This window comes from Paenibacillus sp. S02, assembly GCF_019454065.1.
GTDB lineage: Bacteria > Bacillota > Bacilli > Paenibacillales > Paenibacillaceae > Paenibacillus > Paenibacillus polymyxa_B.
On record NZ_CP073682.1, the window covers coordinates 1,426,387 to 1,444,651 of the forward strand.

Consider the following 18,265-nt stretch of genomic DNA (forward strand, 5'->3'; position numbering starts at 1 on the left):
TTTGCAAAAATCCAATAAGCGACTTTCAATGAACAATATATAGATCGAAATGGTCTAGTTCGTCTATATATTGCACTTTGGAGCGACTGGAATCGAATTTTTCAAAATCCTGGATAAGGAGTGTGCGTTATGGTTCACCTGCGATTATATATGACAAAGCTGTATAGCGTGAACGGCAGTGCGTTATTTCTCAATATTGGATGTATGATCATTGTCAGCCTGCTGGAGGGTTTTGGCATTTATATGCTTGTTCCTATGCTGGCGGCCATCGGCGTATTTGTCGGTCATTCAGGGATGCCATTTCTGTCTGATGGATTGGATCATTTTTTGCCGTTCATTCCTAAAAGCTGGCTGTTGCCGGGGATGTTGATGGTTTTTGTAGTGCTGCTTACAGGGCAGGCTTTGCTTCAGCGTTACCAATCCATCCTGAATTCGCGGATTCAGCAGCGTTTTATGCGTTCCCTTCGAATAGACGTGTACACTTCCTTTATGAAGGCGCAGTGGGCATTTTATTTGCGTCAGCGTAAATCTGATTTTAGCCATGTGATGACGACCGAGCTGGCGCGTGTCAGTCAGGGAACGAATTTGCTTCTTCAACTGACTACAGCCGTCATGTTTACGATGATCCAGATTGCGTTGGCTTTTTGGTTATCCCCCTCTTTAACCGGACTGGTATTTCTGAGTGGATTGGGGCTGTTTGTCGTGTTCCGCCGCTCCATTCGAAATGCCAAACAATTAGGTGATCGTACGACTGAGTTGTCGCAGGTTTATTTTGCTGGAATTACGGATCACATGAACGGCATGAAAGATATTAAAAGCAATCTGTTGGAAGCGGCGAATATCCATTGGTTTCGCTCCCTGACACAACGCATGGAGGATAATACGACCCAATTTGTCCGGCAAAATGCGACCACACAGTTTTTTCATCGTACAGCAGCAGCTGTTTTTGTCGCTTGTGTCATATTTATATCGCTGCAGTGGCTGCATGTTACTCCTGAAAAACTGATTGTGCTGATTCTTATATTTTCCCGCTTATGGCCCCGATTTGCTCTTATTCAAGCAAGTCTGGAATACATCATGTCTATGATCTCCGCTTTTGAAAGTGTCACCAAGGTGCAACAGGAGTGCGAAGCTTTCACAGATCCGTCATTGATTGTATCTGCATCTGTACGGCAACCCCTGTCCCTTCGTCATGGGATCGAATGCAGCCATCTGGATTATCGCTACGATGGTGCAGCAGAGCCTGCGCTGCGTCATATTAATTTGTTCATACCCGCCCGGGGAATGACAGCCATTGTAGGGAAATCGGGAGCAGGCAAAAGTACAATGGTCGATGTTCTGATGGGTTTTTTACGTCCAACTGGGGGACAGATTACAATAGACGGGCTTGTGCTGGACGACGAATTGTTGCTCCAGTGGCGGCAGTCGTTTGGCTACGTGTCACAAGACCCATTTTTATTTCATGCGACTGTCCGCGAAAATTTGATGCTGGCAGATAAGGATGCTAGTGAGCAGCAGCTATGGGAGGCGTTACATTTTGCCGCCGCAGACAACTTTGTATCCAGATTGCCCGAAGGGCTGGACACAGTAATTGGAGATCGCGGGATTCGTCTGTCTGGAGGAGAACGTCAACGGCTAGTATTGGCACGGGCTGTCTTACATCATCCTTCGGTACTTATACTAGATGAAGCGACAAGTGCGCTGGATGGTGAGCATGAAGCCGCAATTCAGGCAGCACTGGAACGGATGAAAGGTCAAATGACGTTGATCGTCATTGCTCATCGTCTGTCAACCATCAGACATGCGGATCAAATTGTCGTACTGGATCAAGGCGAGGTCATACAGCAGGGGAACTACCACCAACTGGAACAAGAGGAGCGGGGGGCGTTCAGTCAGCTACTATCGTATCAAAGCAGTGTCACCGCCACCCCTTAACCAGACTTTTCTGTAACTCAGCTTAAGTTTCTTTACGTTTGGCAGTGCTTCTTTTCTTTTTGACTGGAGTCGGAGAGATGTTCTCGCCTGCAACAGCCTGCTGTGCTGTTGGGGCCGCTGGTTTACGCGCAGGGCGTTTTTTCGCAGCAGGGCCGGGATCGGTAACGACAGGTTGCACTGCCTCGATGCTGGCCTGAAGGGCGGCCATTAAATCTACTACATTGGTCTGAGGCTGTGTTGGGGCGATTCGCACCTCTTCACCAGCCACTTTATGTTGAATGAGATCCAGCAGACGCTCGCGGTACTGATCCGTATACTTTGCTGCATCAAAAGGTGTAGATAGCTGCTCGATCAGCATTTTTGCCATGGTCAGCTCCTTCTCTTTAACCTCCTCCTGCCCCGGTAAGTTAGGCACTTGAGCAATGGGGCGAATTTCATCGGGGTAAAACATCGTCTCCACCGCCAAACATTCATCTAATACCCGAATAGCCGCCAGGCTGCTTTTAGAGCGAATGGAGATTTGGGCAATCCCGATTTTCCCGGTATCCTTCATCGCATTCATGAGCAGCTTATACGCATTGGAGCCTGCTTGATCCGGTGACAGATAATACGTTTTCTGAAAGTAAATCGGATCAATTTCCTGCAAATCCACAAAATCTAAAATAACAATATTTTTATCCGCTTGTCCGCTAACTTGCTCCAGTTCCTCCTTGTCGAACATGACAAATTTTCCTTTTTCATATTCGTAGCCTTTTCCAATTTCCTCCCACTCGACCTCCTTATCACAAACGGGACACTTTCGTACATAGCTAAGTGGGCTTCCACACTCCTTGTGAATATAACGCATGGAAATGTCCTTATCCTCAGTAGCAGAAAACATTTTAACGGGCACATGAACCAGCCCAAAACTGATCGCACCTTTCCAGACTGTATGCATTACGCCGCTCCTCCTTTTCTTTAATCCGCATTTTGTATCCTTCGATTCCAACGCTCGGCTGTGAGCATATCCATTTTTCACTTAGATTTTTCACTTAGTATGCTTCGGAGAAAGGAATGTATGAGGTTGTAAAGAAAAGAGCAAGCCAACTAATCTGCATTCTGAGGTATGACTACATCGCATAACACAATGATATGAAGTTGTTAAGTTACATTAGTTATATTAAGATAAGGGATAACCAACGATTTTGACATTTTATAAGAAAGGAGTGTTCATGTCATGAAGAAAAGATCATTAAACTTTATATCTTTTGGATATGGATACTCTACTGCTGTTTTTTTCTAAAATCATTTTTATTGGTGGAGTCTGCCTAAAAATGGTTAGAAGAAACGGTAGAAAAATTTAAAAATGACGAGGTCGATTAAATGAAAAATGAAAAAATAACTAGAAAAAACCCGGCAGGTATGCCGAAACCAGTAGGGAATTACACACATATAACTAAAATTCCCAGAAATTCAGAGCTATTCGTGACTTCGGGTCAAGTTGGAGTAGATCAGAATGGCCAATTCCCAGAAAGCTTTAACCTACAAATCAGCAATACTTTTAATAACATTAAATCAGTTTTGGACGCCGAACAATTAACCGCTGACAATATTATAAAAGTAAATGTATGGGCAACTGAGCAGATAGATTGGGATTACATGTATTCCCAATGGGAAAAGTTATTCGGGAATGATTATCCTGCAATGACTATCGGCTACCTTACTGCTCTAGGATTGCCTGAAATAAAAATTGAAATTGAAATTTGGGCAGCTAAAGCATAAAAATAATACGCACCTCATTTATGGGATGGAATCATAGATAGCCCCGGTCTTCGTGAGAAGCTGGGGCTGTTTTATGTTTAAATTCACGAAAAATGTACATCCGTCGTCGCAAGCAAACGCACTAAACGATTACCGAGCATCGCATAGTGAGGAGCTATCCGCATCTGCATCCTTCGATTCCAACGCCTTGGCTGTGAGCAAATCATTTTTATGCTTCATACAAAGGATTTGTATGAGGCGTAGATGAAGACAACGAATTGCTTCCGCATGCGCATGGTTACAGCAATTTTGGTACATAGTAAGGCATATCCGATTCAAAAGGGGGTACACAATTTATGTCCGGAAAATCCTATCCTCAGCAAATCAGGCATCGTGTGGGTCAAAGCCAAATCGCCTTTCGGGGCCCAGCTGGAGGCGAACAGGATGCATTGCCGCCCGAGTTTGCTCTTTCACATGGAATCCGTCCGCCTTTTCCCGTAGCTGTGGCTCATGTGGATTTGGAGGCTGTAGTTTCAACTTCGCCTTCTCATAGCATCCCTTCATTAGACGTTGAACGGATTATAGATGAAGACTAGGTGAACTATATTTTTGAATTAATGCACACAACAACAATCAGGAGGGGAAGAATAACATGAACGTGGAACGAGCAAAAGCTATTTATGATTCATCCGAAAATATTGCCGTACAATTGGATGGTAAACCGATCTGGATTGAGCATGTAGACCAAGCAAACGGTATGGCAACGGTACAGATAGGTAGCAGACCAGGAAATACTCAAACCGTCCGTGTGGATCGTCTGGAAGAACAATAGGAGAGGGGCACCAAACAGATTTTTTCCCATAGTATGGGGTAAAGCTTTAGAAAGATTTTGGACAGCTGTAGGCTTTCATCGTAGAATGCTGCTTGAATGGTCCCGCTCCAACCCTAAAAGGCTCGCAATTGCTCAATGAGCAATTAGCGAACCTTATTTGTAATAATAAATGCAGTCGAGGGGGCATGTTAAACGCCAGACAAGTTAATTTGAAGGTGCAACTGTCTCCTTTCTATGACCTTTATACTGCAATGGCCTTCAAATGTGGTGAAACCATCAGCTTAGCCTCTGTTGCCAATTGAACGTCTTCCACCGACAAACCCGGAGCAATTTCCTTTAGCATCAGCCCTTTACCCGGAATAACATCGATGACAGCTTTTTCGGTTACTATAGTCTTTACAACATTTACAGCAGTCAGGGGCAGCTTGCATTGTTTCAGTATTTTCGGCGCCCCATTTTTGTTCACATGCTCCATGGCTACAATCACTCTCTTGGCTCCAACCACCAAATCCATGGCTCCCCCCATGCCTGGAACCTTTTTCCCAGGGATCATCCAGCTTGCAAGGTTGCCTTTCTCATCGACCTCCAGGGCGCCCAACACGGTGATATCCACATGCCCTCCGCGGATGATGGAAAATGAAAGTGCACTGTCAAAAAAGCATGCTCCTTCCATAGTTGTAACGTAGTTTCCGCCTGAATCGATACAATCGAGTCTTTCTTTTCCATGAGCCGCTTTGGGGCCTACACCGAGGATTCCATTCTCAGCCTGCAGCATAATATGAATGTTTTCGGGGATATAGTCCACTACCATTGTAGGCATTCCGACACCAAGGTTGACAACTTCGCCATTTTTAAATTCCTGGGCTATTCTTCGAGCAATGAATTCTCTGTTATTCATGCGTTTCCACCCACCTTTACAATTGCATCGACAAATATTCCGGGAACGTTGACATGATTGGGGTCAATTTCTCCTGTCTTTACGTATTCGTCTATCTGAGCAACTACATACTCTGCCGCTGTAGCCATAACCATATTGAAGTTACGTGAAGAGCCGTTGATGACAAGATTCCCCGCTTCATCAGCCTTATGGGCTCTGATTAGCGCCACATCCGCTTTGAGTGGGAGTTCGAGCAAATATTCCCTTTCATCAATTTCTATTTTCTGTTTTCCTTCCTCTACAATGGTGCCTACACCTACAGGTGTTAAAACACCGCCCAAACCGGCTCCTCCTGCGCGTATTTTTTCAGCGAGCGTGCCTTGCGGGAAGAGTTGGACCTCCGCTTCTTTCGTCATCAGGAGCCTTCCCGTTTCCGGATTGGAGCCGATATAGGATGCAAAAATCCGCTTTACTCTGCCGCTTTTTACAAGCTTATAAATAGATAATTCCGGTGTGCCTGTGTCATTGGAAATAATCGTAAGATTGCTGGCGGAATTGGTGTCGACAAGCGCACGCACCAGGTCCTCCGGAAAGCCTCCTGCCAGAAAACCTCCGACCATCACCGTGTCTCCGTCTTTGATCTTCTTAACTGCTTCTTCAGCGGAGATTACTTTGTTATTCATGGTTCCTTCTCCTTATATATATATATTTTTAGGAAAGCAAACTTTATTGGAGATAATCGTAGAGGACTCTTCCATATGGAAGCGTTAAATCAGCAATAAAATGTTTTCCGCCAATATAAGCTTTAACCGGCAAATCTGCCACAGGAGCGTTGACATGGGGGATCAGGCTTAATCTGGCAGGCCCTGACCAGGCGCCTTTTACAGTAATGTTCTCGAGATTATACGCTACTAACTGAGCGATTTTTGGGGTACCGTCAACGTCAGGAATTAACTTCAAATTAACTTGCGTTTTTGCGATGGCTTTAGCCGTTTCCTTTTCATCAAGAATGTTATATTTGAAAGGCATGGTTCCCGTGGCCACCAAGACGTTGTTGTAATGCAATGTACCCGTCAGCGTCTTCGTCTCCTCAACGATCAAGCGAGGCTTCGCCCATTTTTTCGGAAATCCCCAGATTTCACGTCCTCCAAGAATAGCAGGCGCGTTATCTAAATACATTTGGGCAACAAAATTACAGGGTTCTCCATGAAAAGTACACGGAATGACAATACCGCTTTCCTCATAGCTTCCTAACCCGGATGAATCGGGCATCTTGATCCATTCATAGGAAACGGTATTGCTTCCATCCGGCTGAAGAGGTTCCGGGACCGCCTGTCTAATCGCAGCGGGATCGGATTCATAGGTAATGATCAAAAATTCCCGGTTGATGAAGCGACATGGCGGGCGCCCATAACTGCCGCTGGCCGCAGGCATGGATTGGAGTGAAAGTACATCTTTTTGATTCATAGCGATCTCCCTTTCTTTTAAGAGGTAGTTCTAAAAGTCATCCTGAACTCGCACTTTAAATGAGTGCATTTTCAACTAGCATCGCTATTCCCATTCCCGTTCCGATGCATAACGAGGCGATGCCGTAACGTGAAGAGCTTCGCACCATTTCATGAACCAGCGTAACCAATACCCTAGCACCGCTTGCACCGACAGGATGCCCGATCGCGATCGCACCGCCATTGACATTCACCTTCTCCGGATTGATTCCAAGCTCTTTCAATACCGCTAGTGCTTGTGCGGCGAACGCTTCATTAATTTCAAAGAGATCAATGTCATCAATAGACATTCCCTGTTGCTTCAGAAGTGACGAAATGGCCTTTACCGGTCCCATTCCCATATATGCAGGGTCAACGCCAACAAGTGAATAACCCTTGATATATGCCAACGGCTTTAACGCATGTTCCTTACATTTGTCTTCCGACACTACAAGCATAGCCGCCGCGCCATCATTGATTCCTGAAGCATTTCCGGCGGTAACTGTTCCGTTCTCCTTAAACGCAGGTTTTAATTGAGAAAGTTTTTCTTTCGTTGTATTTCCTCTTATGTGTTCGTCCTCCGTGAAAGAAATAGTTTCTTTTTTGTTTTTGATCATGACTGGAACAATCTGCTCTTCAAAAAGCTTCTTGTTTTTAGCTTCTACGGCCTTTATCTGGCTTTGATAGGAAAATTCATCCTGCTCAAGTCTTGAAATTCCATATTTCTCGGCAACATTTTCTGCGGTAATTCCCATATGGTAATGGTTGATCGGGCACGTAAGACCGTCGGCCACCAGGGAGTCTACCAACTCACCGTTGCCAAGTTTGTAGCCGTTTCTTGCATTTCTTAGCAGGTAAGGGGCATTCGACATGCTCTCCATGCCTCCGGCCAAGACGATGTTGCCTTGTTCAGCCAATATTGAATTGTAAGCTAAAGCAACGGCATGGAGTCCTGAACCGCAAACCGTGTTTATCGTTGTTTCGGGTACATCAATAGGGATACCGGCTTTTAGTGCCGCCTGTCTGGCAGGATTTTGGCCATTGCCCGCCTGAAGAACATTTCCCAAATAAATTTGATCAATCAAAGAAGGCTCTAATTTACTTTGCTGAAGGCATGCTGTCATCACAGTTGCTCCCAGTTCAGGAGCGCTTAGAGGCGCAAGGGTTTTGTTAAAAGAGCCGACCGCTGTTCTCAACGGGCTTACTAAAGCTACTTTTCTCATTAAAAACTCACATTCCTTTCGCTGTGTTCAAGACACAATACATCCATGATTGCACTTCAATTTGTAATTTCCGCTCTTAACCTACGAGACGCAGCGACTGCAAGATACATTTGCTTGCGGGCATATCATGGTGCCTAAGACAGTGAGTGTGACGGTTCGATCGCCTTCTCTCATTGGAAATTAAAACCATTTTTATCATAGTTCTAATGCAGTTTTTGCTCAATGTTCAAATATTTACATATATCTATGTACAGATGTTTATAGGGCCATATACTCCACAATAATTAGGCCATTCTAATGTTTTCTGTTAATTTCTTAATTTTTCTGAAAATTATGATCATAAATTGAATTTTCTGTTAAAAATGAAAGTTACAATCCATACGTGAAAAAGTTTTCCTCGCAAATATCATCTAACTCATCGCTGGGAAATAAAAAAAGCCTCCAGAATGTTCTGAAGACGGCTTTGCCTTTCAATATTCATGATCTTCGTCATATTGTGCCAGCTTGCTTCTTGTTAACGGTGTCACTCGAAAGGGCGCTTTTTTCGCATGAAAAAAAAGAAGCCGACTTGCTTGAAAGCAATCGGCTTGGAACATAAAACTTTAACAACTCACGAAAAATGTACATCCGCTGTCGCGAGTAAACGCACAAAACGATTGCCAAGCATCCCATTATGATGAGCTACAATTTGTTCACTGCTCAGCACCTTGCTATCAAATGTACTATGCGCATCCAATACGAGCACGTTGTTCTGGTATCCCAGACTATAGGCGCTTCGGCAAGTCGTGTCGAGGCAAAACTCGGTCTGCATCCCCGCGATTACGAGTTGATCGGCCCCCAGTTCTTTCAGCACATGGCCCAATTCGGTTTGGTAGAAGCTGTCCCAAGATGATTTACGGACAATTCGTTCATGAGGAAGAGGACGCACCACGTCGGCGATGGCCCAGCCTACACTGTTTTCCCGAAAATCCTCATCCGCTTCATCGGTATGCTGAACAAAAATCACCGGTGTACCTGTAGCTCTGGCTTTGTCCAAAAGCTGCTGCAAATGCGCTACAACTTCCTGTTCACGATACAGCTTCTCATCATACATGAACATAGCCTGCTGAACATCAATCATGAGTAAAACGGTTTGCCCCATCGTTTCAATCCCTCCCTATGTGTATCACCTAACTTACAATAGCATGTCTTCATGCCTTGCGGCGACATAAGGTGAACTATATAATAAAGAACAAGTTGGAACGGTCCGATTCGGACGAAAGGTGATTAAAATATATGACAATTTCGCAGGAGCAGTTTACGTTCCGTTCTGTCTCAGAGGCACAGACCGGGGCATTGGCAAGTTTTTTGGCAGCCAAAGCGGTTCCCGGAACGGTGATTGTGCTGGATGGAGATCTGGGAGCGGGCAAAACTGCTTTTTCCAAGGCTTTTGCCAGCCATTTAGGTGTGCCGGGTATCGTAAATAGTCCAACCTTTACCCTCATTAAGGAGTACGAGGGCCGATTGCCTTTGTATCATATGGATGTGTACCGGATTTCCCAGGACGAGGCAGAGGATCTCGGGCTGGACGAATATTTTTACGGGACAGGAGTATGTCTGGTGGAATGGGGTAGTATTATACCGGATATATTGCCGGAGCAGCGGCTTCACATGTATATAGAAACAACGGATGTCGGGGAGCGCTTGATTCACCTGACAGGGTACGGCGAGCCTTATGAACAATGGTGCCGCAGTTTGCGGGAGAATGGAGTTTGAACCATGCAAAGAGAGCATACAGATGTGAATGTAAAGCCGCGTGAGCGGTTTTTGACGTTAGATACAGCGACGACCGTGATGGCGGCCGCTCTGATGAACGGAAGAGAGCTGCTGGGAGAAAGCAACGTCTATGGCGAACGTAATCACTCCGTGCATGTGATTTCCGAGCTAGAGCGACTGCTGAATGAAGAAGGGCTGACACGAGATGATGTAGACGGTATTGCAGTTGGTGTTGGACCGGGGTCTTATACCGGTATCCGGATTGCCGTGACCGCAGCCAAAACACTCGCTTGGGCCTGGGGTGTCCCGGTGACGTCCATATCCACTTTGCACGCTTTGGCGTGGGGTGGTTGGAATCGCGGCATCGAGATGAAGGGGCAAGAAGGTAAAAATGAGTCTGTGAATAACGGTTCGTCCGGAGCACAGGCAGCAGACTGGATTGTGCCCGTGCTGGATGCGCGCCGTGGTCAGGTTTACACGGGGCTGTTCGACGTGAGTACAGTTGACGACGTCGAGAGTCCGCAACGGCTGGAGCCAGATGCAATCCGGTTGATGACTGCTTGGACCGATGACCTGCTGCAACGGCTGGAGGCTTTGCCCTCTGAAGAGCGTCCTCCAGTCATTTGGCTAGTCGGTGAAACGGCGGTTCACGCCGAAACAGCCGAGCGCCTGCGTGCTTGGAGCGAACTTCGCATCGTACCTTATGAGTTGGAAGGAAGATGGGTTGGCCGCCTTGGGGCGGATAAGCTGCTTCGTCAAGAACATGACGAGCTACATACGCTGGTTCCTAATTATACCCAGCTGGCGGAGGCGGAAGCCAATCTGCTTCGCCAGCGCTGAAGAGAGCGGTGAACAACATGGCAAAGAACATACAGCGGGAAGAGAAACTTGAGTTTCGCTTGATGCAACTGAATGATATTCCCGATGTGCTGGAGATTGAGCATGAAGCGTTCACGCTACCGTGGACAGAGGAAGCATTCCGCAATGAGCTGACGATGAATCATTTCGCTAAATATATGATTATGGAACTAGACGGACAAGCCATTGGTTACGCAGGCATGTGGACGATTATGGATGAGGCCCATATTACGAATATTGCGATTCGTGAGGCTTATCGCGGACGTAAGCTTGGAGACAAGCTGTTGGATGAGCTGATGCAGACCGCCTCTTATTTAGGGATGGAACGTATGACGCTGGAGGTACGGGTAACGAACCGGATCGCTCAAGGCTTGTATGAGAAAAAAGGCTTTAAGCCCGCAGGTGTGCGCAAAGGCTATTATTCGGATAATAACGAGGATGCTGTGATCATGTGGGCGGATCTTCCCGCGCATGGGGCATCCGGTGAACAGGAAGGAAGCGTGCAGAAGCAATGATGCAAGAGGAAAAAGCAGGTACAGGCTCCGCCTCCGGCGAGCCTTGCTATATACTGGCAGTGGAAACGAGTTGTGATGAGACGGCTGTTTCTGTCGTGAAAAATGGCACAGAGGTGCTCTCGAATCTGATTTCCAGTCAAATTGAAACACACAAAGCCTTTGGTGGTGTTGTGCCAGAGGTGGCTTCACGCAAACATGTGGAGAGCATCACCTATATGCTGGACGAGGCCATGCAAACATCAGGAATTACCCCACGCGAAATTTCGGCGGTTGCCGTGACACAAGGACCAGGACTGGTTGGTGCATTGCTGGTTGGTATTGTCGCCGCTAAGAGCACTGCTTTGGCGTTCGGCAAGCCGTTAATTGGGACGCATCATATCGCGGGACATATTTATGCCAATCAGCTGGAGCATGATATCGTATATCCGTGCATTGCTCTCGTTGTGTCAGGAGGACATACAGAGCTGGTGCTAATGGAGTCCGAAGGTCATTTTCAACTCATTGGTCGTACAAGGGATGATGCGGTTGGAGAAGCCTACGACAAAGTAGCGAGAGCCATTGGATTTCCGTATCCCGGCGGTCCGCATGTGGATCGTGTGGCTCATGAATCGGAGGAAGTGGTTACTTTGCCGCGTGCATGGTTGGAGCCGGATTCATATGATTTTAGCTTTAGCGGTTTGAAATCTGCAGTGCTGAATGTAATTAACCAGACGAAAATGCGCGGAGAAACCGTTCATGTCGGAGCGATCGCAAGAGGCTTTCAAGAGTCGGTCGTCGAGGTGCTGGTGGAAAAGGCGATTCGTGCCATGCGTGAATACGGTGCGAAGCAGCTCCTGCTTTGTGGCGGTGTGGCTGCTAATCGCGGACTGCGTACAGCATTGCGGGAGCGCTGTGAGCGCGAAGGAATTGAGCTGCTTGTACCCTCGATGAAATATTGCACAGATAATGCAGCGATGATCGGCGCTGCGGCCTACGCCAAATGGAAGCGCGGGGAATTTACCTCATTGGATATGAAGGCTGATCCAGGACTGTCTCTGGAAGAATGGTCTGTCCAAACTTAATTGAAGAAGAATGAGCAAGACACGGCACAGTTGAGTCGTGTCTTTTTTGTTCCGCTCCATAACTATCATAAAAATATAAATTCAAGAGGATAAAATACAGGAGTTTGAGCAAATGAATGGCAGCATCTCATTGCCTCGCATTATTCGTCACAATTGTTCACGATTTTTCATGATCCATCAAAAAAATCTGGTATTTTGATACTGCCCGAATAATGATGTGATTTGTCAAGTTGTGAACAAAGTTATCCACATATACCGCTTCGAATGTGGATAACCTAGCCCGAAGCAAGCAGGCTAAGACTTTTTGGAGATAGCAAGTTGGGGGATATGTAACACCTTTAGTTCTTGTGAAATCTGTGGATAATGTGGATAAAAGGGTGGATAAATTTGGTTTTCATTTGAAAATGGCTTTTTATCAATAAAAAAATGGCCCAAAAGGCCATTTTTCAATCTCATTCATACACATAAGCTGTGGATAATCTTGTGTACAAAAATATAGAAGAGGAAAATGTGAAATTTTTAAGGCTAAGATTTTATGCAGTAATGTTTATTCTTCTAACAGCTCTTCCCAAGCGGTATAGGTTTCAGTCAATTCCTGTTTATGGGTGTCGAGTTGTGCCTGAATATTCTGAAGCGCTGTGTAATCCTGATAGATCTCAGGCAGGGTCATTTGTTCCTCCAGCCCTAAAATTTGTTCTTCCAGCGTTTTAATCTGGTTTTCCAATGCCTCCAGCTTGCGTTGACGGCTGCGTTCCTCGCTTTTGGCTTGTTTGTCTGCCGCATAGGTGGCGGCGCGTGATTTGGTTGTGGTCTCGTCTGTCACGGATGCAGAGGCAGCCGATGTTTTGCCGCGTGTGGCCTGATTTGCCTCCAGAGCTTCCTGCGCAATTTCCTCTAACTCCTGCTTTTTGGCTACATAGTCATCATAATTCCCCAGGAAATGTTCTATCCCTTCAGGATGAAGCTCGATGACACGTTCCGCCATTTTGTTCAGGAAATAACGGTCATGGGAAATGAACAACAGCGTACCGTCATAGTCCATCAAAGCCGCTTCCAGCACTTCCTTGCTAAACAGATCCAGATGGTTGGTAGGCTCATCTAGAATTAATACGTTGGCTTCGCGCAGCATGAGCTTGGCCAGAGAAACGCGGGCTTTTTCCCCTCCGCTTAATGCAGCTACCTTTTTCAGTACATCGTCACCGCTAAACAGGAAATTACCCAGCACTGTACGAATACGTGCTTCTTCCATATGAGGGTACTCGCTCCACAACTCCTCCAGTACGGTATTGGCGGGGTTCAGGTTCGTCTGCTCCTGGTCATACAGGCCGATTTTGATTTTTGTGCCCCAGTGGATGGAGCCAGCAGCAGGTTTAAGTGATCCGGTCAGACATTTGAGCAACGTCGATTTTCCGATCCCGTTCGGACCAATCAGTGCCACGGTATCTCCACGTTTTAAGTCGAACGATGCGTGCTGGAATAAAGGCTTTTTACCTTCATACCCCACAGAGAGGTCACGTACCTCCAGCACTTCCTTACCTGACATATGGGCTGTTTCAAAGGAAAAATGAGCCTTTTTCAAGTCTCCCATGGGCCGATCCATACGCTCCATTTTATCTAACTGCTTGCGCCGACTTTGAGCGCGTTTGGTCGTGGAAGCCCGTACGATATTACGTTGTACGAATGCCTCTAAACGGGCAATTTCTCCTTGCTGCTTTTCGTAATGTTTCAGGTTCGTTTCGTACTCGGCAGCCTTCAACTCCATGTAGCGGCTGTAGTTGCCTGTATATCGGGTAGAACGATGGCGTTCAATTTCAATAATCGTCGTTACCAGTCGGTCCAGAAAATAACGGTCATGTGATACAACCAGCAGAGAACCGGAGTAGCCGCGCAAATAGTCCTCCAACCAGGTCAGTGTTTGAATATCCAGATAGTTGGTAGGCTCATCGAGCATAAGGACATCTGGGGCGAGCAGTAGGATGCGCGCTAGCGCAAGCCGGGTTTTCTGTCCTCCGCTCAGAGTAGCTACAGGCGTCTCAGGTGCAAATGAACCAAAGCCCATGCCATGCAGCACGCTGCGAATACGGGTCTCCATTTCATAACCACCGTGATCCTTGAACCAGTCTGAACGACGTGCATAGCGTTCCAGCAGATCTGCGTAGCGTTTTTCGTTTTGAGCATTGGCCAGGTCAGCGATGTCCTGTTCCATTTGCCGCAGCTCCCGTTCCGCTTCAATCAGGGGAGCGAACACCAGCATCATTTCCCCCCAGATAGAACGATCAGAATTCAAGCCGCTGTTTTGCGCCAGATAACCGATGCTGGTCTCCTTCGCCTTGAAAATTTGTCCACTGTCATAGGATATTTCACCAGCAATGATTTTGAGCAGGGTCGATTTGCCCGCACCGTTCACACCTACGAGTCCAATACGTTCACGTTCCAATATTTGAAGGTTAATCCCGTCCAGAACGGGCTCAATTCCATAGGATTTAGTAATTCCGGTTACTTGCAATAGCATAGCGTATCGTTCCTCCATTACAATTTGCACAGTTCTACCTGCTTTCTTCGCAGGTATCTTCCTTCCAGTTTACATGAAATTACCCACTATTGCACTGCTTTCACCCTGTAAACCCTTGAGCCGCGTGTAGTCAATTTGTATAAACAATGATAAACTTAAACGAGAAGTGAAAAAGAATGAAAAAAAATTGCAACGTACAGCACTTACTGACAAATGGGACAATAGCAACGTTTTAAAGATTATCGACGATTGTGCGGGAGGGCGGACGTGATGGATGTCTGTAATGTGAAGAACGCGCTGCGTTTGCAGCAACGGGAAGCGCGTGACTCCATGGACCCGCTGACAAGGCAGAAGGCATCGGCTGTGGCCTGTCGGCATGCAATCGAGGCATGGGAGCAGCTTAGAATAGACAGAAACGGAGATAAGCTAACATTATTTAGTTATCTCTCTTTTGGCAGCGAGATTTCGACGACTCCCCTCATTGAGCATTGCTGGTCACAGGGAGATCGTGTCCTGGCCCCAAGAGTGGATCCGGTAACTCGGACTATGGAGCTGAGGGAGATGGATCAGTACGGAGATATTGTACCCGGCATCTGGAACATCCCTGAGCCTGCTTTGACATGCAAGGAATGGTCGCCTGAAATGTGGGCGGGAATTGACTGGGTTGTTGTGCCTGGCTTGGCCTTTGATCGTCGTGGGGGCAGGATTGGTTACGGCGGAGGCTATTATGACCGCTTTACCGTACAGGTAGAGGCAGAGAAGCGTAACATCAGTCACGTAGGTCCGCTTTATGTTTCGCTGCTGCTGCCGGGACAATTGCTGACACAGGTGCCCATGGAGCCAAGGGATTTGCGAGTGGACGTGCTGTTTACTCTGGATGGACGCTTAGATTGTGATTATGCAAAATTGACAAATGATGAATGAAGTAAAGTTGGGTATGTGAAAGGAGCTGTGAGGGAGTCGTGGATTCCTTTACTCATTTTAACGAACAGGGACGGGCTCGGATGGTAGATATTTCGGGTAAAACGTCTACGATTCGTACAGCAGTTGCCGTGACTCAGATTACGATGAATCCGGCTACATTGACGGCTGTAAAAGAAGGAAGAATCGGCAAGGGTGATGTTCTTGCTGTGGCCCAGGTCGCAGGGATTCAAGGTGCGAAAAAAACATCAGACTGGATACCGATGTGTCATCCACTGGCCCTGACAGGCGTGAACATTACTTTTTCCGATAATGGACATGATGTGCTTCATATTGAAGTTGAAGTGAAGACTGAAGGTAAGACAGGTGTAGAAATGGAAGCTTTGACAGCGGCTTCAGCCGCAGCGTTAACTGTGTATGATATGTGCAAGGCGCTGCAAAAAGATATGATCATCGGCCCTACCATGCTGCAATCCAAAACAGGTGGCAAGCATGGGGATTTTCAAAGGGAGGACCACCGGGAACCTTGACATAGACAACATTGTCGCCGAGAGGGTACTGTGATGTGATGGAGGATGCAGCGTGGCTGTTTCTGATTTTCAGAAGAGAAAGTATTCTTTCATGATAGGAGAAGGGTGATCTTATGGTGTGGAAAACGGCGATCCTAACAGCCAGTGATAAAGGGGCAAGGGGAGAGCGTGAGGATACAAGCGCACAGGTCATCCGGGAACTCATCGAAGAAGAACTGGGCGGAGAGATTGTGGAATACCGGATCGTTCCCGATGAACCGGATGAAATTATTGCAGCTTTAATCGAAATGACCGATTATTTTCATGCAGACCTGGTACTAACTACGGGCGGAACTGAGCTGGCGATCCGTGATGTGACACCCGAGGCGACTAGGCGGGTTGTGGAACGGGAAGTGCCAGGCATGGCGGAAGCCATGAGAATGATCGTGATGCAGAAAAATCCAGCGGCTATGCTATTCCGTGGAATCGTGGGAATACGCGGACGTACACTGATCGTCAATTTACCAGGAACGCCTAAAGGTGTGCATGAAAATTTGGCAGCGATAATGGACCAACTTCCAGAAGCGTTGCTTATGGTGACAGGCCAGTTCCGGTAGAAGGCAGCACATCGTGTGTGGTATGATACCTATAAGAATTTATAAGGCCGTATACGGGCAAAGATGCTTATTTTGTCCGTCAACATAAGGAGGATTACTACACATGCCCAATATTGGAGCACCGGGTTATATTTTGTTGATTATTCTGGCGCTGCTGTTATTTGGTCCGAACAAGCTGCCTGAGCTGGGTCGAGCTGTAGGGCGTACATTCCGTGAGTTTAAAAACGGGGCACGCGATATTTTATCAGAAGATGAACGGACTGAGCGTAAAGACAGCAAAGATAGTGTGGTCAAAGTATCACAAACGACGTCTTCAGAAGTTCAACCTCAGCCTGAGGATAAACGCTTGTCATAGATTTAATTATAATTCTTGATGCTTGTACAATAAACAAGAGCCTCTTCTTCAGTGAAGGGCTTTATTTTTTAGGAGGCGCTGCTGCGTTCCGTTCAGAAAGGAGGAATGGACTTGACCCCATCAGAGCATGAAATGCCGCTAATGGAACATCTGGGAGAGCTTCGCCGCAGAATTATTTATGTGCTAATTGTATTTGTATTGGCACTGGCTGGTGGTCTGTTCGCGGCGGGTTCTGTCTATGACTGGCTTATTCGCTCCGGTTCGGCGCAAGCTTTTCAGTTAAACGCGTTTTCCTTTTGGGACGGGATTGGTATCTACATGAAGATCGCCATGATCATTGGGATTGCGGTGGCGCTACCGTTTGCCTGCTACCAACTGTGGAAGTTTGTCAGCCCGGGCTTAAGACCGCAAGAACGGAGTGCGACTTTGCGGTATGTGCCTTATGTGCTGCTTTTGTTCATCATTGGGGCAGCTTTTGCTTATTTCATTATTTTCCCAATGGCGATTCAGTTTACATCATCCGTCACCAAAAGTATGGGATTACAGGAAACGTACGGGATCGCACAATATTTCACCTTTATGTTTAATATTGTACTGCCTGTAGCGCTGTTGTTTGAGCTCCCACTGCTTATCATGTTTCTGACGGGGATTCATGTTATAACACCAATGCGGCTTCGCAAATGGCGGAAGATTTCTTATTTTCTGCTTGTGTTCGTCGCGGTTGTCATTACTCCGCCGGACTTTATTTCCGATTTTTTGGTGGCGATTCCGTTGCTGGTGCTATATGAAGTGAGCGTGTATTTGTCTTCGGTCGTGTACCGCAGGCAGCTGCGTGCGCAGGAGGAACGTGAGGCCCAGTTGCGTGTAGCTTCGGAATAATAAGGCAGGACCTGAATGGCTCAGTAAACATTTTATTCGGGTCCGCTAGCTACATGGCAACTTGCAGATGATGAATAGCATTTGTATATCATAACTATTTACAGAGTATGAACAGCAGCAGCTTAGCTGCCTTAAAAATAACTATTAGCCTTGGGTTAACGGTTATTTTTCAGATAGATGGATATAATCGGG

20 protein-coding genes are annotated in these 18,265 nt (G+C 46.6%); 13 read left to right on the forward strand and 7 right to left on the reverse strand.

The window, feature by feature from the left end; genetic code table 11:
* Positions 1-129: 129 nt before the first annotated feature.
* Positions 130-1,935 (forward strand): ABC transporter ATP-binding protein, encoded by a 1,806-nt coding sequence (locus tag KAI36_RS06170; protein ID WP_220027263.1) that lies wholly within the window; start codon positions 130-132, stop codon positions 1,933-1,935.
* A 22-nt stretch (positions 1,936-1,957) separates the two neighbouring features.
* Here the strand turns inward: KAI36_RS06170 and ku are convergent, their stop codons facing one another.
* On the reverse strand, positions 1,958-2,872 hold the full coding sequence (gene ku / locus KAI36_RS06175; RefSeq protein WP_013309197.1) for a non-homologous end joining protein Ku: 915 nt from the start codon (positions 2,870-2,872) through the stop codon (positions 1,958-1,960).
* A 425-nt stretch (positions 2,873-3,297) separates the two neighbouring features.
* On the opposite strand from ku, the gene KAI36_RS06180 reads away from it, so the two are divergent.
* The 3 genes from KAI36_RS06180 (at position 3,298) to KAI36_RS06190 (ending at position 4,507) form a co-directional block, all read left to right on the forward strand.
* Positions 3,298-3,696: a RidA family protein gene (locus KAI36_RS06180; protein WP_025719294.1), complete on the forward strand. Its 399-nt coding sequence runs from the start codon at positions 3,298-3,300 to the stop codon at positions 3,694-3,696.
* 335 nt (positions 3,697-4,031) lie between these two features.
* Positions 4,032-4,271, forward strand: coding sequence for a hypothetical protein (locus KAI36_RS06185; RefSeq protein ID WP_023987461.1), 240 nt, complete (start codon positions 4,032-4,034; stop codon positions 4,269-4,271).
* Between the two features lie 56 nt (positions 4,272-4,327).
* Positions 4,328-4,507, forward strand: a complete 180-nt coding sequence (locus tag KAI36_RS06190) for an H-type small acid-soluble spore protein (protein ID WP_023987462.1) — start codon at positions 4,328-4,330, stop codon at positions 4,505-4,507.
* Between the two features lie 241 nt (positions 4,508-4,748).
* On the opposite strand, the gene KAI36_RS06195 is transcribed toward KAI36_RS06190, so the two are convergent.
* The 5 genes from KAI36_RS06195 to KAI36_RS06215 all read right to left on the reverse strand — a co-directional run bounded on the left by KAI36_RS06195 (position 4,749) and on the right by KAI36_RS06215 (position 9,232).
* On the reverse strand, positions 4,749-5,405 hold the full coding sequence (locus tag KAI36_RS06195; protein WP_220027264.1) for a 3-oxoacid CoA-transferase subunit B: 657 nt from the start codon (positions 5,403-5,405) through the stop codon (positions 4,749-4,751).
* Positions 5,402-6,067 carry a CoA transferase subunit A gene (locus KAI36_RS06200; RefSeq protein WP_220027265.1) on the reverse strand — a complete coding sequence of 222 codons (666 nt, stop codon included), beginning with the start codon at positions 6,065-6,067 and terminating at the stop codon, positions 5,402-5,404. The genes KAI36_RS06195 and KAI36_RS06200 overlap by 4 nt, the downstream gene beginning before the upstream one ends.
* 43 nt (positions 6,068-6,110) lie before the next feature.
* Entirely contained in the window at positions 6,111-6,851 is a 741-nt protein-coding gene (locus KAI36_RS06205) for an acetoacetate decarboxylase (protein ID WP_220027266.1), read from the reverse strand.
* 55 nt (positions 6,852-6,906) lie between these two features.
* A complete protein-coding gene (locus KAI36_RS06210; RefSeq protein ID WP_220027267.1) occupies positions 6,907-8,091 on the reverse strand; it encodes an acetyl-CoA C-acetyltransferase in 1,185 nt (394 codons plus the stop codon).
* 610 nt (positions 8,092-8,701) lie between these two features.
* On the reverse strand, positions 8,702-9,232 hold the full coding sequence (locus tag KAI36_RS06215; protein ID WP_028543084.1) for a cysteine hydrolase family protein: 531 nt from the start codon (positions 9,230-9,232) through the stop codon (positions 8,702-8,704).
* A gap of 134 nt (positions 9,233-9,366) precedes the next feature.
* Between KAI36_RS06215 and tsaE the strand changes: the two genes are divergently transcribed.
* The 4 genes from tsaE to tsaD are packed head-to-tail and all read left to right on the forward strand — an operon-like array spanning position 9,367 to position 12,280.
* Positions 9,367-9,846, forward strand: coding sequence for a tRNA (adenosine(37)-N6)-threonylcarbamoyltransferase complex ATPase subunit type 1 TsaE (gene tsaE / locus KAI36_RS06220; RefSeq protein ID WP_220027268.1), 480 nt, complete (start codon positions 9,367-9,369; stop codon positions 9,844-9,846).
* A 3-nt stretch (positions 9,847-9,849) separates the two neighbouring features.
* Entirely contained in the window at positions 9,850-10,686 is an 837-nt protein-coding gene (gene tsaB, locus KAI36_RS06225; protein ID WP_220027269.1) for a tRNA (adenosine(37)-N6)-threonylcarbamoyltransferase complex dimerization subunit type 1 TsaB, read from the forward strand.
* 17 nt (positions 10,687-10,703) lie between these two features.
* The gene (rimI, locus tag KAI36_RS06230) at positions 10,704-11,219 is read left to right on the forward strand and encodes a ribosomal protein S18-alanine N-acetyltransferase (protein ID WP_071639897.1); all 516 of its coding nucleotides are present in this window, start codon (positions 10,704-10,706) and stop codon (positions 11,217-11,219) included.
* On the forward strand, positions 11,216-12,280 hold the full coding sequence (tsaD, locus tag KAI36_RS06235; RefSeq protein WP_220027270.1) for a tRNA (adenosine(37)-N6)-threonylcarbamoyltransferase complex transferase subunit TsaD: 1,065 nt from the start codon (positions 11,216-11,218) through the stop codon (positions 12,278-12,280). Before rimI ends, tsaD begins: the two co-directional genes overlap by 4 nt.
* A gap of 547 nt (positions 12,281-12,827) precedes the next feature.
* Here the strand turns inward: tsaD and KAI36_RS06240 are convergent.
* Entirely contained in the window at positions 12,828-14,792 is a 1,965-nt protein-coding gene (locus tag KAI36_RS06240; RefSeq protein ID WP_220028064.1) for an ABC-F family ATP-binding cassette domain-containing protein, read from the reverse strand.
* Positions 14,793-15,062: 270 nt separating this feature from the next.
* On the opposite strand from KAI36_RS06240, the gene KAI36_RS06245 reads away from it, so the two are divergent.
* The 5 genes from KAI36_RS06245 to tatC all read left to right on the forward strand — a co-directional run bounded on the left by KAI36_RS06245 (position 15,063) and on the right by tatC (position 18,073).
* Complete coding sequence (locus KAI36_RS06245; protein WP_025718300.1) at positions 15,063-15,716, forward strand: 5-formyltetrahydrofolate cyclo-ligase; 654 nt, start codon at positions 15,063-15,065, stop codon at positions 15,714-15,716.
* A 38-nt stretch (positions 15,717-15,754) separates the two neighbouring features.
* Positions 15,755-16,243 (forward strand): cyclic pyranopterin monophosphate synthase MoaC, encoded by a 489-nt coding sequence (gene moaC, locus KAI36_RS06250; RefSeq protein ID WP_013309211.1) that lies wholly within the window; start codon positions 15,755-15,757, stop codon positions 16,241-16,243.
* Between the two features lie 113 nt (positions 16,244-16,356).
* Complete coding sequence (locus KAI36_RS06255; RefSeq protein WP_013309212.1) at positions 16,357-16,839, forward strand: MogA/MoaB family molybdenum cofactor biosynthesis protein; 483 nt, start codon at positions 16,357-16,359, stop codon at positions 16,837-16,839.
* 103 nt (positions 16,840-16,942) lie between these two features.
* Complete coding sequence (locus KAI36_RS06260; protein ID WP_220027271.1) at positions 16,943-17,194, forward strand: twin-arginine translocase TatA/TatE family subunit; 252 nt, start codon at positions 16,943-16,945, stop codon at positions 17,192-17,194.
* Positions 17,195-17,305: 111 nt separating this feature from the next.
* Positions 17,306-18,073 carry a twin-arginine translocase subunit TatC gene (gene tatC, locus KAI36_RS06265; RefSeq protein ID WP_023987474.1) on the forward strand — a complete coding sequence of 256 codons (768 nt, stop codon included), beginning with the start codon at positions 17,306-17,308 and terminating at the stop codon, positions 18,071-18,073.
* The last annotated feature ends 192 nt before the right edge of the window (positions 18,074-18,265 follow it).

What these genes read in the sequence shown, in the direction of transcription:
- tsaE (WP_220027268.1), top strand. Translation starts at nt 9,367, where the DNA reads ATGACAATTTCGCAGGAGCAGTTTACGTTCCGTTCTGTCTCAGAGGCA.
- KAI36_RS06240 (WP_220028064.1), bottom strand. Translation starts at nt 14,792, where the DNA reads ATGCTATTGCAAGTAACCGGAATTACTAAATCCTATGGAATTGAGCCC.
- KAI36_RS06185 (WP_023987461.1), top strand. Translation starts at nt 4,032, where the DNA reads ATGTCCGGAAAATCCTATCCTCAGCAAATCAGGCATCGTGTGGGTCAA.
- tsaB (WP_220027269.1), top strand. Translation starts at nt 9,850, where the DNA reads ATGCAAAGAGAGCATACAGATGTGAATGTAAAGCCGCGTGAGCGGTTT.
- KAI36_RS06195 (WP_220027264.1), bottom strand. Translation starts at nt 5,405, where the DNA reads ATGAATAACAGAGAATTCATTGCTCGAAGAATAGCCCAGGAATTTAAA.
- rimI (WP_071639897.1), top strand. Translation starts at nt 10,704, where the DNA reads ATGGCAAAGAACATACAGCGGGAAGAGAAACTTGAGTTTCGCTTGATG.
- KAI36_RS06245 (WP_025718300.1), top strand. Translation starts at nt 15,063, where the DNA reads ATGGATGTCTGTAATGTGAAGAACGCGCTGCGTTTGCAGCAACGGGAA.
- KAI36_RS06210 (WP_220027267.1), bottom strand. Translation starts at nt 8,091, where the DNA reads ATGAGAAAAGTAGCTTTAGTAAGCCCGTTGAGAACAGCGGTCGGCTCT.
- KAI36_RS06180 (WP_025719294.1), top strand. Translation starts at nt 3,298, where the DNA reads ATGAAAAATGAAAAAATAACTAGAAAAAACCCGGCAGGTATGCCGAAA.
- KAI36_RS06190 (WP_023987462.1), top strand. Translation starts at nt 4,328, where the DNA reads ATGAACGTGGAACGAGCAAAAGCTATTTATGATTCATCCGAAAATATT.
- KAI36_RS06255 (WP_013309212.1), top strand. Translation starts at nt 16,357, where the DNA reads ATGGTGTGGAAAACGGCGATCCTAACAGCCAGTGATAAAGGGGCAAGG.
- tsaD (WP_220027270.1), top strand. Translation starts at nt 11,216, where the DNA reads ATGATGCAAGAGGAAAAAGCAGGTACAGGCTCCGCCTCCGGCGAGCCT.
- KAI36_RS06215 (WP_028543084.1), bottom strand. Translation starts at nt 9,232, where the DNA reads ATGGGGCAAACCGTTTTACTCATGATTGATGTTCAGCAGGCTATGTTC.
- KAI36_RS06205 (WP_220027266.1), bottom strand. Translation starts at nt 6,851, where the DNA reads ATGAATCAAAAAGATGTACTTTCACTCCAATCCATGCCTGCGGCCAGC.
- KAI36_RS06170 (WP_220027263.1), top strand. Translation starts at nt 130, where the DNA reads ATGGTTCACCTGCGATTATATATGACAAAGCTGTATAGCGTGAACGGC.
- ku (WP_013309197.1), bottom strand. Translation starts at nt 2,872, where the DNA reads ATGCATACAGTCTGGAAAGGTGCGATCAGTTTTGGGCTGGTTCATGTG.
- KAI36_RS06260 (WP_220027271.1), top strand. Translation starts at nt 16,943, where the DNA reads ATGCCCAATATTGGAGCACCGGGTTATATTTTGTTGATTATTCTGGCG.
- KAI36_RS06200 (WP_220027265.1), bottom strand. Translation starts at nt 6,067, where the DNA reads ATGAATAACAAAGTAATCTCCGCTGAAGAAGCAGTTAAGAAGATCAAA.